Source organism: Mesorhizobium sp. M0590 (assembly GCF_040320905.1).
Lineage (GTDB): Bacteria > Pseudomonadota > Alphaproteobacteria > Rhizobiales > Rhizobiaceae > Mesorhizobium.
Map to the genome: position 1 here is coordinate 14,331 of NZ_JAMYQN010000004.1, position 13,446 is coordinate 27,776.

General features: G+C 62.9%; 16 protein-coding genes. 3 read left to right on the forward strand and 13 right to left on the reverse strand.

What is annotated here, in order from left to right:
- Positions 1-44: 44 nt before the first annotated feature.
- Positions 45-1,430: a D-alanyl-D-alanine carboxypeptidase gene (locus tag NKI52_RS08810; RefSeq protein ID WP_352697682.1), complete on the forward strand. Its 1,386-nt coding sequence runs from the start codon at positions 45-47 to the stop codon at positions 1,428-1,430.
- Positions 1,431-1,477: 47 nt separating this feature from the next.
- Here the strand turns inward: NKI52_RS08810 and NKI52_RS08815 are convergent, their stop codons facing one another.
- The 4 genes from NKI52_RS08815 to NKI52_RS08830 form a co-directional block, all read right to left on the reverse strand.
- Positions 1,478-2,176 (reverse strand): DnaJ domain-containing protein, encoded by a 699-nt coding sequence (locus NKI52_RS08815; protein WP_352593451.1) that lies wholly within the window; start codon positions 2,174-2,176, stop codon positions 1,478-1,480.
- Positions 2,176-2,907 (reverse strand): vWA domain-containing protein, encoded by a 732-nt coding sequence (locus tag NKI52_RS08820; RefSeq protein WP_352593453.1) that lies wholly within the window; start codon positions 2,905-2,907, stop codon positions 2,176-2,178. The genes NKI52_RS08815 and NKI52_RS08820 overlap by 1 nt, the downstream gene beginning before the upstream one ends.
- Before the next feature lie 124 nt (positions 2,908-3,031).
- A complete protein-coding gene (locus tag NKI52_RS08825) occupies positions 3,032-3,469 on the reverse strand; it encodes a DUF1489 family protein (RefSeq protein WP_352697684.1) in 438 nt (145 codons plus the stop codon).
- An 85-nt stretch (positions 3,470-3,554) separates the two neighbouring features.
- Complete coding sequence (locus NKI52_RS08830; protein WP_352448802.1) at positions 3,555-4,958, reverse strand: L-serine ammonia-lyase; 1,404 nt, start codon at positions 4,956-4,958, stop codon at positions 3,555-3,557.
- 170 nt (positions 4,959-5,128) lie between these two features.
- On the opposite strand from NKI52_RS08830, the gene NKI52_RS08835 reads away from it, so the two are divergent.
- Positions 5,129-5,872 (forward strand): DUF599 domain-containing protein, encoded by a 744-nt coding sequence (locus NKI52_RS08835; RefSeq protein WP_352697685.1) that lies wholly within the window; start codon positions 5,129-5,131, stop codon positions 5,870-5,872.
- Here the strand turns inward: NKI52_RS08835 and NKI52_RS08840 are convergent.
- From NKI52_RS08840 to NKI52_RS08865, 6 genes are all read right to left on the reverse strand, one after another.
- Entirely contained in the window at positions 5,821-6,615 is a 795-nt protein-coding gene (locus NKI52_RS08840) for a YdcF family protein (RefSeq protein ID WP_352697687.1), read from the reverse strand. The two genes, NKI52_RS08835 and NKI52_RS08840, sit on opposite strands and share 52 nt — an antisense overlap.
- A 29-nt stretch (positions 6,616-6,644) precedes the next feature.
- A complete protein-coding gene (locus tag NKI52_RS08845) occupies positions 6,645-8,210 on the reverse strand; it encodes an amidase (protein ID WP_352697689.1) in 1,566 nt (521 codons plus the stop codon).
- On the reverse strand, positions 8,210-8,668 hold the full coding sequence (locus NKI52_RS08850) for a GNAT family N-acetyltransferase (protein WP_352448798.1): 459 nt from the start codon (positions 8,666-8,668) through the stop codon (positions 8,210-8,212). The genes NKI52_RS08845 and NKI52_RS08850 overlap by 1 nt, the downstream gene beginning before the upstream one ends.
- Positions 8,669-8,675: 7 nt before the next feature.
- The gene (gatC, locus tag NKI52_RS08855) at positions 8,676-8,963 is read right to left on the reverse strand and encodes an Asp-tRNA(Asn)/Glu-tRNA(Gln) amidotransferase subunit GatC (protein ID WP_023674910.1); all 288 of its coding nucleotides are present in this window, start codon (positions 8,961-8,963) and stop codon (positions 8,676-8,678) included.
- Positions 8,964-9,039: 76 nt separating this feature from the next.
- Entirely contained in the window at positions 9,040-9,456 is a 417-nt protein-coding gene (locus tag NKI52_RS08860) for a hypothetical protein (protein WP_352471669.1), read from the reverse strand.
- Positions 9,457-9,480: 24 nt separating this feature from the next.
- Positions 9,481-10,188: a metal-dependent hydrolase gene (locus NKI52_RS08865; protein ID WP_352697691.1), complete on the reverse strand. Its 708-nt coding sequence runs from the start codon at positions 10,186-10,188 to the stop codon at positions 9,481-9,483.
- Between the two features lie 116 nt (positions 10,189-10,304).
- Between NKI52_RS08865 and ruvX the strand changes: the two genes are divergently transcribed.
- A complete protein-coding gene (gene ruvX, locus NKI52_RS08870; protein WP_352448795.1) occupies positions 10,305-10,790 on the forward strand; it encodes a Holliday junction resolvase RuvX in 486 nt (161 codons plus the stop codon).
- On the opposite strand, the gene NKI52_RS08875 is transcribed toward ruvX, so the two are convergent.
- The 3 genes from NKI52_RS08875 to NKI52_RS08885 all read right to left on the reverse strand — a co-directional run bounded on the left by NKI52_RS08875 (position 10,757) and on the right by NKI52_RS08885 (position 13,410).
- A complete protein-coding gene (locus NKI52_RS08875; protein WP_352448794.1) occupies positions 10,757-11,068 on the reverse strand; it encodes a DUF6105 family protein in 312 nt (103 codons plus the stop codon). The two genes, ruvX and NKI52_RS08875, sit on opposite strands and share 34 nt — an antisense overlap.
- Positions 11,068-11,622, reverse strand: coding sequence for a hypothetical protein (locus NKI52_RS08880; RefSeq protein WP_352697693.1), 555 nt, complete (start codon positions 11,620-11,622; stop codon positions 11,068-11,070). Before NKI52_RS08880 ends, NKI52_RS08875 begins: the two co-directional genes overlap by 1 nt.
- Positions 11,623-11,781: 159 nt before the next feature.
- Positions 11,782-13,410 (reverse strand): DNA alkylation response protein, encoded by a 1,629-nt coding sequence (locus NKI52_RS08885; RefSeq protein ID WP_352455730.1) that lies wholly within the window; start codon positions 13,408-13,410, stop codon positions 11,782-11,784.
- Positions 13,411-13,446 lie beyond the last annotated feature (36 nt).

A 13,446-nucleotide genomic window follows, 5' to 3' on the forward strand; every position in this document is an offset into this window, starting at 1 on the left:
CCCTTTGCCGCCTCCAAGGCAACGGAAATTCAAAGGAACTATCAGTGCGTAAGGCGTTGTCGGGCTTCGTTTCCAAATCCGCGTCCCCCCTCAAAACGATCATGATCCTCGCCATGGCGATGAGCTTCGTCGTCGCGGACGCGGCCTCATCCATGGCGGCCAAGTCGGCGGCCATCGTCATCGATGCCAAGACCGGCAAGGTGCTTTATTCGTCGGACGCCGATGGCCGGCGCTATCCGGCGTCGCTTACCAAGATGATGACGCTCTATCTGACGTTCGAGGCGTTGGCGAAGGGCAGGATCAGCAAGAATTCCCCGGTCGTGTTCTCGGCCAATGCCGCTGCCGAACCGCCGACGAAGCTCGGCGTCAAGCGGGGCGGCTCGGTCACGGTCGAGACCGCGATCCTGTCGATGGTGACCAAATCGGCAAACGATTCCGCAACAGCGCTTGGCGAGATGCTCGGCGGCAACGAAGCCAATTTCGCCCGCATGATGACCGCCAAGGCGCGGGCGCTGGGCATGAGGGGAACCGTTTTCCGCAACGCCAACGGCTTGCCTGATCCCGGCCAGTTCACGACCGCGCGCGACATGGCGATGCTCGGCATCGCCCTGAGAGAGCATTTCCCGCAATATTACGGCTATTTCTCGCAGCGCTCCTTTCTTTACGGGCGGCAGCGCATCAACGGCCACAATCGTCTGCTCGGACGCATCAAGGGCGTCGACGGCATCAAGACCGGTTACACCCGCGCCTCCGGTTACAATCTGGTCTCCTCGGTCTCGGATGGCGATCGGCGCATCGTAGCGGTGGTCATGGGCGGCAGGTCCGGCGGCAGCCGCGACAGCCAGATGGCCGGGTTGATCAATGCCTACATGCCGCAGGCGTCGTCGCGCGGCGGCGGCGTGCTGGTTGCCAAGGCCGGCGGCAATCCGATTTCAGCCTTGGCCAAGGTGCTTCTACCGAAGCATGACGTGCCGACACCGGACAGTAAGCCGGACGACGATGCCGTTGCCTCTCTTGTCGAGGAAAATGCGCCCGTCGTTGAAGAGACCGCTCCGGTCGTTCAGGCCAAGAGGGTCAAGACGACGGCTGTGTCGACGGTGGACGACGTGGCGACAGCCCGGGTCGCCGCAGCCTATGCCGAACCGGCGGCAGAGGTCGATCCGGTCAGCACGGCGTCGGTGCCATCCGGCTGGGCAATACAGGTCGCCTCTTCGCCAAAACAGGCCGAAGCGAAGGCTTTCCTCGACAAGGCGACGAAGCAGGCGCCCTCCGTTCTGACCGATGCCTCCGGTTTCACCGTCGCCTTCGACAAGGACGGTGTCACCTACTACCGCGCCCGGTTCGGTGGTTTCGGTTCGAAGACGGCTGCCTGGAAAGCCTGCAACGCTTTGAAAAAGAAGAAGATCGAGTGCTACGCCGTCCAGCAGTAAGCGGCGCGCGAAACGATATCTTTCCCGAAGTTCTGCGTCGAAGGAGACTAGTTGTGATTGGAGAGCAAGACGTCCTTGGCTTCATTGATCCGCGCCGCCAGGAAAGACGTGCCACCGATATCGGGGTGCAGGCGCTGCATCAGGCGGCGGTGCGCCTTGCGGACATCCGCCGCGGCAGCCCCCGCTTCAAGACCAAGGATCTTGTAGGCCTCCTCCTTAGTCATGGCGCCAGAACCTGGCGCAACACCCAGCCCTTCGCCACCATTCGCATCAGCGTCTTTGCGCCAGATGGGAAATCTGCCGTCAAGATACGTCTCTAGCAATTGGCGGCTCTCCGGATCGCCGGAGAGTTCGCGATAGAGTTGCTGCAATTCGGCAAGCCCCATCGAGCCAAGCATCTTGCCTTCATGGCGCCCAGCCAGCACAAGGCCTTCGAGGCCGCCGGTATCGTGATCGAGTTCCATCTCAAGCGCCGCCGTACGAACTGTGGAACGCTTGCCTGGTGCCAGTTTTGCCGCCGGCCGATTCATGCGCATGGAGCCGTACCAGGCGAGCGCAGCCGACAGGATCAAGCCGCCGATGCCCTCGCGCCCGACCAGCAGCACGGCGACGCCGACCAGCCCGAGCAGCACAGGTCCAAGCGTCCTCATGCCGCCTGCAAGCTTCGCCGGATCGGCGCGCAGGAAGACAGTGACCGTGCCGAGAAACACCAGAAGCAATGCTACGAAAGCGATAATCGCGCCCATCAGTTTCCGCCGCCCCGCATATGCTCGATCATCAGCCGATCCTCCGGCCTGCCCCGGGCCTCCAGTGCTTTCAGCCCGCCGGTCGCAAACACGGCGACAGACGAAAGCAGGCCGGCCAACGTCGCGGCAGCCCGCCGATCGAACCGGAACCAGGCCCCTTTCGACAGCCGCGCAATTTCCTTGAACGCCTTTTCCGCAGCGGCATCATGGCCCTCCTGAAAGACGAAGACAGGAACGCCGTGCAGACCGAGGCTGCCGGCCTTTTCGGCCAGATCATCTATGTTTTCTTCCATCGCGTCGCCGATATAGACCAGCGCGTTGACCTTGGCCGCCGCCGTCTGTTTCAGCGCATGGGCGAGCACCTTGCCGATCTGGGTATGGCCGCTGCGGCAGTCGATGCGCGTCATCAGCTGTTTCAGAGCTTCGGTATCGGTGACGAATGCGGACGAGCGGCACTCGCCAAGGCCGCGAAAATAGACAAGTTGAACCTTGAGCGCCCCGGCCTTGCCGACGGCGTCGAACATCTCGGCCTGCAGCGCACAGGCGAGATCCCAGGTCGGCTGGCGGCTCATCGTCGCGTCGAGGGACAGGATCAGCCTACCTGAACCGGTGGCGGATGCAGCGAGCGTCCTTGCCTGACGGAGAAACGCGTCGATCTCGCCGGTGCTCGATTGAGACTCGACCGGCGCAGGATTGGCCTTTGCAGACACGGGCTGCTTCTTGTCGCTCATGACATTCAAGATGTGGCGTTGTTCCCCGGCTTGCAAGCCCAGATGAGGCGACCTGGAGGACCGGTGATGATGGCACCTGCGGACAACGCTTCGGCTGGTGGTCTTGGCGTTGCGTTTCTTGGCGTCAGAGCAGGCCGAGATCGGCAAGCTCACGCCTGAGCTTCGGCGGCATCTCGATCAGCCCGGCTTTGCCCTTGCCGAGATCGGCCGGCGCGTCCGCCGGCTTCAGGTAGCGCCACCCCTGGAATGCACGGCGCGGTTGCCAGTCAGTGCGCACGACCTCGGGATCGAGGATCAGATGGCAACGGCCGATGCCCTCGTCATCGGTGAAGGGCCGGATTTCGGTGATCAGCTGGCGGCATTGGACATTGCCCTTGATCACCCAGTAGAGCGAGCCGCCGCCGGTAATCTCGGCGCCACGCGTCGGCACCATGCGGGTGGTGTGGTAGTGCTCGGCCGGTTCGCCGGCGCGGCGCGGCTCGTCGAGACGGAAGGCAATCCACTCTTCCAGATCCTCGACGCTGTCACAGCCGACGCAAAGCTTTATGAGATTGAGAGACATCGTTTAAGGTTTAGTCCAGCACGCGAACGCGTCAACGGCCTGATCGACTTCTCCACAGTGGTGGTCCATGCCGCCAGATTGGCGCTCAACACTCCACGACATTGACGGCCAATCCGCCAAGGCTGGTTTCCTTGTACTTTTCGTTCATGTCGAGACCGGTCTGGCGCATCGTCTCGATCGCGGCATCGAGCGGCACGAAATGAACGCCGTCGCCCTTGATGGCCAGCGAAGCGGCGGTCACCGCCTTGACGGCACCAAGCGCGTTGCGCTCGATACACGGCACCTGCACCAGGCCGCCGACCGGATCGCAGGTCATGCCGAGATGATGTTCCAGCGCGATCTCGGCAGCATTCTCGACCTGCTCGGGCGTGCCGCCCATGACGGCGCACAATCCCGCCGCAGCCATTGCCGAAGCCGAACCGACCTCGCCCTGGCAGCCGACTTCCGCCCCCGAGATCGAAGCATTGGTTTTGATGATGCCGCCGACCGCCGCCGCCGTCAGCAGGAAATCGCGGATGCTGGGCTGGTCGGCTTCGGGATGGAAATGCAACCAGTAGCGCAGCACTGCGGGCAGAGTGCCGGCCGCCCCATTGGTTGGCGCGGTGACGACACGGCCGCCGGCAGCGTTCTCCTCATTGACCGCCATCGCATAGATCGACAGCCAGTCGTTGGCGAGCAGCGGGTTGGGCCGGTTCTGCTGCCATTGCTCCTGCAGCTTGTCGTGCAGCATCCGGGCACGGCGGCGCACCTTGAGTCCGCCCGGCATGATGCCGTCTTGCGACAGGCCGCGCTCGATGCAGCCCTTCATGGCGCTCCAGATGCCGTCGAGGCCGGCGTCGAGCTCCCCGCGCGACATCTGCGTCTCCTCGTTGACGCGCTTCATCTCGGCAATGGAAAGCCCGCTTTTCGCTGCCATGGACAGCATTTCGACGGCGTTCTTGAACGGATACGGAACCTTCTTGCCTTCGGTTGTCGCCGAGCCCCTTGCTTTCATCCGCTGCAGTTCTTCCTCGGACACTACGAAGCCGCCGCCGATCGAATAATAGACGCGCCTCAGCAGCAACCGGTCGCCGGCATCATGGGCAGAGAAGGCCATGCCGTTGGCGTGACCCGGCAGCGGCGTCTTGCGATCCAGCACAAGATCCGTTGCCGGGTCGAAACGGTAGGACGGATGGCCGGGCGGCGAAATCCGCTTCTCGGCGGCGATGCGAGCGACGATGCCGTCTGCTAGGTCGGGATCCACCGTCTGCGGCGTCTGGCCGGCGAGGCCGAGCACCACGGCACGATCGGAGCCATGGCCGATGCCGGTATAGGCGAGCGAGCCATGCAGGCTGGCCGCGATCCGGTCGACCTTGGCGCCGGCCGGGCGCGGCCAGTCGTCTCCCGCAATCTCGTCGAGAAACCGCCGCGCGGCCGTCATCGGCCCCATCGTGTGCGAACTCGATGGGCCGATGCCGATCTTGAACAAGTCGAAAACCGAAAGGAACACGTGGGCGTTTTCTCCTGGGACCCTGTTGAGGTCTACATATAGGAATTCCCATGATGTTTTCCGCTGTTTTAAAGACCGCCGCGCTGCGCCTGCCGACCTCGTTTGCTCCGGCAGCGACATTCCAGCTTCGACCATCGAAGCGCCCCCTCCGCCTGTGGTAAAAGCAACGCATGAGCGATTCCTTTCATCTATCGATGGCCGACCTTGCGGCGCTGGGGTTCTTCCTTGCCGCGTGGGTGCTGCATACGCTCGCCGCGGACGGAATGCTGGTCAGCCGCGTGTCGCTGACGAGGGCTATGAACGCGCAGCGCGAGGCCTGGATGCGGACCATGGCCGAACGGGAGATCCGCATCGTCGACACCGCTATCATGAGCGGGCTGCAACAGGGGACCGCCTTCTTTGCCTCCAGTTCGCTGATTGCGATCGGCGGCTGTTTTGCCCTGCTCGGCGCCTCCAATCAGGTTCTGACCGTGCTGAGCGACCTGCCGTTTGGCGCCACGTCCTCACGCGCGGCCTTCCAGACGAAGGTGTTCGGGCTGGTGCTGATCCTGGCCTTTTCCTTCTTCAAGTTCGGCTGGGCTTACCGGCTGTTCAACTATTGCTCGATCCTGATCGGCGCCGTGCCGATTCCACATGGCGAGGCGTCGCGCAATCCGGTCACCGAAACGGCGGTGTGGCGTGCCGCGCGCATGAACATGCTGGCCGGAAAGCATTTCAATTCGGGCCTGCGCGGCGTGTTCTTCTCGATCGGCTATCTTGGTTGGTTCGTCGATCCCACCGTCTTCGTGCTATCGACGCTGCTGCTTCTGGCGGTACTGGTGCGCCGCCAGTTTTTCTCGGCGGCGCGGCAGGCGGTGCTCGGTCAGCCGCCCGGTCCGGGGAAAGGCCGATCGATGCGCCCCGACAGCCAATAGGCGGTGAGCCCTATCCATTCGCGGATCGCAACAGTGGTGACCTCCAGCCAGTCGCCGGGATAAGGCAAGGTGCCGATGCTTTCCTTGCCGGAAGTGCGATAGTCGACCGGCCACGGAACGGTCGAAAAGCCGGCTTTGTCGTACAGCGCCTTGGCGCGTGGCATGTGGAAGGCCGAGGTCACCAGCAACCAGGTCTCGCCCGGTTTCGGCGTCACCAGTTCCCTGGTAAAGACAGCGTTCTCGTAGGTGCTGCGGGATTTGTTCTCGAGGATCAGCCGATCGGCCGCCACGCCGAATGCGGCAAAAAGACGCGGCGCGGTATCTGCATCGCCTTCGCCGCCGCGGAACGTTTCGATGCTGCCACCGGAGATAACGACTTTCGCTGTCGGAAAGCGCCGCGCCAGCACGACCGCCTCGACCATCCGGTCGCCGCTGGAGTTCATTTCATAGCCGCCACGCACCAGATTGACGGCGCCATCCAGACTGCCGCCAAGCACTATGATACCGTCAACCTTTTCCGGCAGCGGTGGCCTGGGGAAGCGTTCCTCCAGCCGATTGAGCATCATGGGGCCGAGCGGGCTCCATATCGAAACCGCCAGAATGAGGAAGGCAAGAGCGCTGCCGGCGGTCGCCAACCGTCGCCGCCCGAACATCGCCGCGATCAGCCCCGCCAGCAGCAGGAAGATCGCGAGATTCAACGGCTCGACGAAGAACCCGAGAACCTTGGAGACATAGAAGAACATCCCTCACCCCCTCAAGATGAGAAACGATCCTACCACCATTTTTCCGGCTGAAATGTGCCCGCCGCCTGTTCGATGACATGGGCGGTCTGGAACAGCGTTTCCTCGTCGAAGGGCCGGCCGATCAGCTGCAGGCCGAGCGGCAGCCCCTTGGCGTCGAGCCCGGCCGGAACCGCTATGCCGGGCAGGCCGGCCATGTTCACCGTCACCGTAAAGATGTCGTTGAGATACATCTTGACCGGGTCGGCGGCCATGTCCTCGTCGGCGATGCCGAAGGCGGCGGAAGGCGTTGCCGGCGTCAGGATGACGTCGACGCCTGCGGCAAACACATTTTCGAAGTCACGCTTGATCAGGGTTCGAACCTTCTGCGCCTGTAGATAGTAGGCATCGTAGTAGCCGGCGGAAAGCACATAGGTGCCGATCATGATACGGCGCTTGACCTCCCGCCCGAAGCCGGCGGCGCGGGTCTTTTCATACATATCGACAATGTCCTTGCCGGGCACGCGCAAGCCATAGCGGACGCCGTCGTAACGGGCGAGGTTGGACGAGGCTTCGGCCGGCGCCACGATGTAATAGGCCGGCAGCGCATATTTGGTGTGCGGCAGCGAGATATCGACGATCTCGGCACCAGCATCCCGCAGCCAGGCAATGCCTTTCTGCCACAGCGCCTCAATCTCCGCGGGCATGTCGTCGACACGATATTCCTTGGGAATGCCGACCTTCATGCCCCTGATCGGGCGGCCGATCGCCGCCTCGTAGTCCGGCACCGGCAGGTCGACGGACGTCGTGTCCTTCGGGTCGACCGAAGCCATCGACTTCAACAGGATCGCGGCGTCGCGTACGTCGCGCGCGATCGGCCCGGCCTGGTCGAGCGACGAGGCGAAGGCAACGATGCCCCAGCGCGAACAGCGGCCATAGGTCGGCTTGATGCCAACTGTGCCAGTGAAGGCGGCGGGCTGGCGGATCGAGCCGCCGGTGTCGGTGGCGGTGGCGCCGGCGCACAGGAAGGCCGAGACCGCTGATGCGGAGCCTCCGGACGAACCGCCCGGCACCAGTTGGGCATTGTCCAACGTGCGCGCGGTCCTGGTGCCGCCCGCCGAAACGAAGCCACCCTCGCCCTGATGCGTCGTCGGCATTACCACCGTGTCGAGGCGCGAACGCCGCCACGGGTTGATGACCGGCCCGTAATACGAAGTCTCGTTGGACGAGCCCATGGCGAACTCGTCCATGTTGAGCTTGCCGAGCATGACGGCGCCATCCGCCCAAAGATTGGCGGTGATAGTCGATTCATAGCGCGGCTTGAAGCCATCCAGCACATGGCTGCAGGCCTGGGTGTGGACACCTTCGGTGCCGAACAAATCCTTGATGCCGAGCGGGATACCCTCGAGCGACCCGCCCTCGCCCTTGGCCAGTTTCGCGTCGGAGGCCTTGGCCATGTCGCGCGCCTTGTCATCGGTGACCACCACGTAGGCATTGAGCGCCGGATTGGCTCGCTCGACCGCCGATAGATAAGCCTCGGTGATTTCGGTGGCGGTGATCTCCCTGGAACGCAATTTGGCGCGGGCCTGCGAAATCGTCAGCTGGGTAAGGTCGCTCATCAGGCAAGGCTCTTTTCGTAAAACACCGACCACTCGGAATCGGGATAATCCAGTACCGGGCCGCAACGCGAAAAACCGGCGCGTTCGTAGACGGTCCAGGCGGCGGGATGACGGTCGCCCGTCTCCAGCACCAGACGCTTAAGCCCTTCTTGGCGCGCCAGCGCCTCGATACGCTCGACAATCTTCGCGCCGATCTTGTGGCCGCGATGCGAAGGTCGCGTATACATGCGCTTGACCTCGCCTACGACAGCATCGTGGCGCTTCAGTGCGCCGCAACCGATGGCAAGGCCGTTGTCGCGGGCGATGAAGACGGTCGTGTCACGGTCCGCCATCTGCTCGACCGTCAAATGGTAGCAATGCTCCGGCGGCGTCAGCTCCAGCAATGTGGCGTTGAGCTCCTCGACCAGCCCACGCACATCGTCCTGCAGCGGCGTCTCAGCCGCGATGTCGATTGCCATCAGCCTGCTACTCCACGACCTTCGGCACAAGGAAGAAATTCTCTTCGGTCGCCGGTGCATTGGCGACGATGTCGGCTGCCTTGCCGCCGTCGGTGACGACGTCCTGGCGCTTTTTCATTGCCATCGGCGTGACCGAGGTCATCGGCTCGACGCCGGAAACATCGACCTCGTTCAACTGCTCGACAAAGCCCAAAATGGCGTTCAATTCGCCGGTCATGCGCTCTGCATCCTCCTCGCTCACCGCAATACGGGCAAGATGCGCGACGCGCTTCACGGTTTTTATATCAACGGACATGTTTGTGCCTCGGGGAAAACCAGCGCTATAGCGGCGCGGCGCGTGCCGCGCAACATGCATCGTGCCATCAACTGCCCTATGGCATCGCCACGCCGTCGCAGAGGAAATAACTGCCGCCGTTGCCGCTCTGCTCGCCTTCGTCGGCGGCAGGCCGAACCGATACCAGGTCGATCTGCTTCGGGCTCATCTGTGTCAGTGAGAGAACATCGGGAAAGACGTAGCCCGGCTCCTGGCATATAGCGGTCACCGCCCAGCTTGGTGAGCGTGTCGCTTTGGTGATCTGCAGGAATTCACAATTATATTCGATGCTTTCCAGGCCATTTGCCGACAGCACGATATTGCCGCCCTCGATCACCGTCTGCAGCGTATCCTTTTTGGCCTGCGCGCAGAGGTCCTCCGATTGCAGATAGACGCCCTCGATGAAATTTTCCGCGGCCAGCGTCGGCGACGCGGCAACCAGCATGGAAATGCAAAGAGAATTTCTCAAGCGCATCGTATCGTTCCGGACCGGCTTTCTTTACACCGTAATCGTCTCGCCGATCTTCGGCAACGCAACTTTCACACCCGATCCATCCAGCCCGGCCACGAATTTGTCGGCGGTCTGATCGATCATCGGAAATGTGCCGAAGTGAGCAGGAACGACCGTCTCGAACTTGAAGAAACGCTGGCAGGCAAGGGCTGCTACCGCGCCACCCATGGTGAAGCGGTCGCCGATCGGCACGATGCCGATCTTCGGTTCGTGCAACTCGTTGATCAGCGCCATGTCGGAAAAAATGTCGGTGTCGCCCATATGATAAAGCGTCTTGTCCTCGGGAAAGTGCAGGACGAGCCCACCCGGATTGCCGAGATAGGTATTCTGGCCACCCTCGCCCGGAAAGGACGATGAATGCAGAGCCTGAACGAAGGTGGTGGTGAAGCCGCCGCAATCGACGGTGCCGCCGATATTGCCGGGATTGATCTGCTTGTCACCGACGCCCTTGCCGACCAGGTACATGCAAATCTCGAAATTGGCGACCAGCATCGCGCCGCTCTTCTTGAGCACTTCGATGGCGCCGCTGATGTGGTCGCTGTGGCCATGGGTGAGCAACACGTGCGTGACCCCTTCGGCCGGCCCTTCCCAGCCGCCTGTCCATGACGGATTGCCGACCAGATAGGGGTCGATGAGGATTTTCGCGCCTTCGATTTCGATTCGGAATGCCGAATGTCCGTACCAGGTCAGTTTCATCAATGCTTTCCTCGATTTTTGCTTCGGTAGAGGATAGAACGCCGACGGCGAAATTAAAGTGCCGCGCACGCTTTGCGCGTATAGGACGTGCGGCGTCGCGGTCAAAGGAAAAGCCGTTGGGCATCATCACCATCGAGGAGTTGCCGGCCCGGCTCGGCGGCGGCAAGACCCTGGCCGGTCTCGACCTCGGCGACAAGACAATCGGCATGGCGGTTTCCGACCGCGGCTTGTCGTTCGCCCACCCGCGCCCCGTCATCATGCGCAGGAAATTCTCGCTCGATGCCGCAGTGCTGCTCGCTCTGCTACAGAAGGAAAATGCCGGCGCCGTGGTGATCGGCCTCCCCATCAACATGGACGGCTCCGAAGGCCCGCGCGCCCAAAAATCCCGCGCTTTCGTGCGCAATATGGCTGGATTGACCGATCTGCCCTTCCTCTTTTGGGACGAACGGCTGTCGACGGTGGCGGCCGAGCGGACGCTGATCGAGATGGATTTTTCCCGCAAGAAACGCGCCGGCAAGATCGATTCTGCGGCGGCCGCTTTTATCCTCCAAGGTGTTCTCGACCGGCTTCAGGCGCTCGGCGTCGATGCCTGGTCGAAATAGCGGTTGCGCATCGCCGTGATCCAGCCACCAATCGCCTTGCGGCGGCGAAATGCCCAGAACGCCACCAGCAGCAGCCCATCGAACACGCAAGCTTTCGCCACCATGCCCGGAATAAGCGCCGGATCAACGCCGAGCATCTGTCCATAGAGCTGGAAGACGAGATCGTGTAATTGGCGGCTCAGGATGACATAGCCGAAATTGATGTCGTTGAGCGACAGAAAGAACCAGCCCCAAAACAAGAGGAGCGGAGCCGCCCACAGCGCGAACAAGGTGCGCATCAGCGGTCATCCCTCGAATCCAGCCGGCCGGAAATGCGGGCAAGCGAGGAATTATGCGCCGCTGCCTTGGCCATGACATGCGCGGCCGCTCGGATTTCGCCGGTCCCTGGAACTGCCGCGGCAACGGTCGACCGCCGCTCCGCGAGCATCGCGACATAGGACGCCAGAAGTGCCGCCAATTGCACCGCGACAATCATGAACAGCCCATTGATGCCGTGCGCGGCGCCGCCGATGACGATCAGCGACAGCACGCCCAAGGCGGAAATGAAGGCGATTCGCATGACGCTATCGGCGGGATCCGGGTTGGTCCTGTCGCTGGTCAGTGCTTCAACAAAGGCCCAGCAGAACAGCACCGCGACGACAAGCAGTGCCACGGCGAGCGGCGCCACAACGACGGCGTTTTCGAGATCGGCAAATCGAGTGTTCTGGACGGGAACGCCCAGTACGCCAAGGGCCGTCGCCACGCCTCGATTCCCGTCGATGCAAATGAACGCCAGCAGGGCGAAAACGGCCGCCCAATGCAATGCCAGAAAAGAGCTCAGAATATGCCGCATGACGCTCCTGCTTCGCAGGGCAAAGCCGCTCAAGCTGAACAATCCTTGCCTTAACCATAACACTGGGCTTTGCCACCGGCCGCCGCAATGGAAACCATTCGTTAAGGTTAACGGCCATCCACAGGGTCGCGAGAGCGGCAGCGAATTGGGCGACGGCCCTTAGTTGATCGGCGGGTAGAGCGTATCGATGATCATGCGCGCATCATGGCGGGAATCGATCATGCCATAGGTATTGCGCCACTGGCCGGCGAGGCGCGTTTCGACGAAGGCGTCGGCGATCCGCCCTGCCCCCAGCCTGCGAAGCTCTGCTGCCGCCGCCGACAATGCCAATTGCTCGGTCAAGAGCCGCGCCGAGCCCTCGTCGGTTGCAGCGACCTGCATTGCCGCCTTGAGCACGCCGACGGTGCCGCGTCCGCCGGCGCCGAGATCGCGGTCGATGCCGGCCAGCACGTCATCGAACAGGCCGGGTGCACGCCCCAGCACACGTAGCACATCGAGCGCCATGACGTTGCCGGATCCCTCCCAGATCGCGTTGACCGGAGCTTCGCGATAGTAGCGGGCGAGCGGCCCCTCCTCGACATAGCCATTGCCGCCGAGGCACTCCATCGCTTCATAGAGCAGCGGCGGCGCAATCTTGCAGACCCAGTATTTGACGACCGGCGTCATGGCGCGCGCGAAGGCCGCCTCGCCGCGGTCGCCGGCCGCCTCGTCGAAGGAGCGCGCCAGCCGGAACGACAGCGCGGTAGCGGCGGCAACGTCGAGCGCCATATCGGCCAGCACACGCTGCATCAGCGGCTGCTCGATCAGATTGGTTCCAAACACCTTGCGGTGGCGCGTGTGGTGGACGGCCTCGGCCAGTCCGGCCCGCATGATCGCCGATGAGGCGACGGCACAGTCGAGCCGCGTCAGGGTCACCATGTCCATGATCGTCTTCACGCCCGCGCCGGGCTCGCCGACCATCTCGCCGATGGCATTGACGAATTCCACCTCCGACGAGGCATTGGATCGGTTGCCGAGCTTGTCCTTCAGCCGTTGAAAACGGAAGCCGTTGCCGGATCCGTCGCCGAGCAGGCGGGGAACGAGAAAGCACGACAGTCCCTCCGGCACCTGTCCGAGCACCAGGAAGGCATCCGACATCGGCGCCGACATGAACCATTTGTGGCCGGTCAGGCGATAAAACCCGCTGCCGGCGCGCTCGGCCCTGGTGACGTTGGCACGGACATCGGTGCCGCCTTGCTTCTCGGTCATGCCCATGCCGAGCGTCAGCCCGGCTTTTTCGACCGGAGGCTTTTGGCTTTGATCGTATTTGCGCGTCGTCACCCGAGGCGCCCATTCGCGAAACAGCTTCGGGCTGGCCATCAGCGCTGCCAGCGAAGCGCTGGTCATGGTGATCGGGCAGAGATGTCCGGTCTCGAGCTCAGCCGTGAGGTAAAAGCGTGCAGCGCGCACCTGGTGGCGGCGGCCGATCTCGGCGTCGCCATTCTCCCAGACCGACGAATGCAGCCCGTTGGCAACAGAGCGGCGCATGAGCGCGTGATAGGCGGGATGGAACTCGACCTGGTCGATGCGCCGGCCCTGGCGGTCATGGGTCCTGAGCTTCGGCATCTCGACATTGGCAAGACGGGCCAGTTCCTGCGCCTCATGGGTCAGAACGAAACGGCCAAGCCCGTCGAGGTCCTTGCGCACCGGATCGGAAAAGCGCTCGGCAAGCTGGATCAGCAACGGATCGCCCCGCCAGGCGTTGCCGCCGGCCAGCGGCGGCGGCTGGTTGGTCACGTCGTCAGTCACGCTTCGTCCTTATCACCTGAAGGCTGCGAATCCAAA

Coding starts and splice junctions, on each gene's coding strand:
- NKI52_RS08815 (WP_352593451.1), bottom strand. CDS start 2,176: ATGGGCGCGATTATCGCTTTCGTAGCATTGCTTCTGGTGTTTCTCGGC.
- NKI52_RS08820 (WP_352593453.1), bottom strand. CDS start 2,907: ATGAGCGACAAGAAGCAGCCCGTGTCTGCAAAGGCCAATCCTGCGCCG.
- NKI52_RS08825 (WP_352697684.1), bottom strand. CDS start 3,469: ATGTCTCTCAATCTCATAAAGCTTTGCGTCGGCTGTGACAGCGTCGAG.
- NKI52_RS08835 (WP_352697685.1), top strand. CDS start 5,129: ATGAGCGATTCCTTTCATCTATCGATGGCCGACCTTGCGGCGCTGGGG.
- NKI52_RS08840 (WP_352697687.1), bottom strand. CDS start 6,615: ATGTTCTTCTATGTCTCCAAGGTTCTCGGGTTCTTCGTCGAGCCGTTG.
- NKI52_RS08845 (WP_352697689.1), bottom strand. CDS start 8,210: ATGAGCGACCTTACCCAGCTGACGATTTCGCAGGCCCGCGCCAAATTG.
- NKI52_RS08850 (WP_352448798.1), bottom strand. CDS start 8,668: ATGGCAATCGACATCGCGGCTGAGACGCCGCTGCAGGACGATGTGCGT.
- gatC (WP_023674910.1), bottom strand. CDS start 8,963: ATGTCCGTTGATATAAAAACCGTGAAGCGCGTCGCGCATCTTGCCCGT.
- NKI52_RS08860 (WP_352471669.1), bottom strand. CDS start 9,456: ATGCGCTTGAGAAATTCTCTTTGCATTTCCATGCTGGTTGCCGCGTCG.
- NKI52_RS08865 (WP_352697691.1), bottom strand. CDS start 10,188: ATGAAACTGACCTGGTACGGACATTCGGCATTCCGAATCGAAATCGAA.
- NKI52_RS08875 (WP_352448794.1), bottom strand. CDS start 11,068: ATGCGCACCTTGTTCGCGCTGTGGGCGGCTCCGCTCCTCTTGTTTTGG.
- NKI52_RS08880 (WP_352697693.1), bottom strand. CDS start 11,622: ATGCGGCATATTCTGAGCTCTTTTCTGGCATTGCATTGGGCGGCCGTT.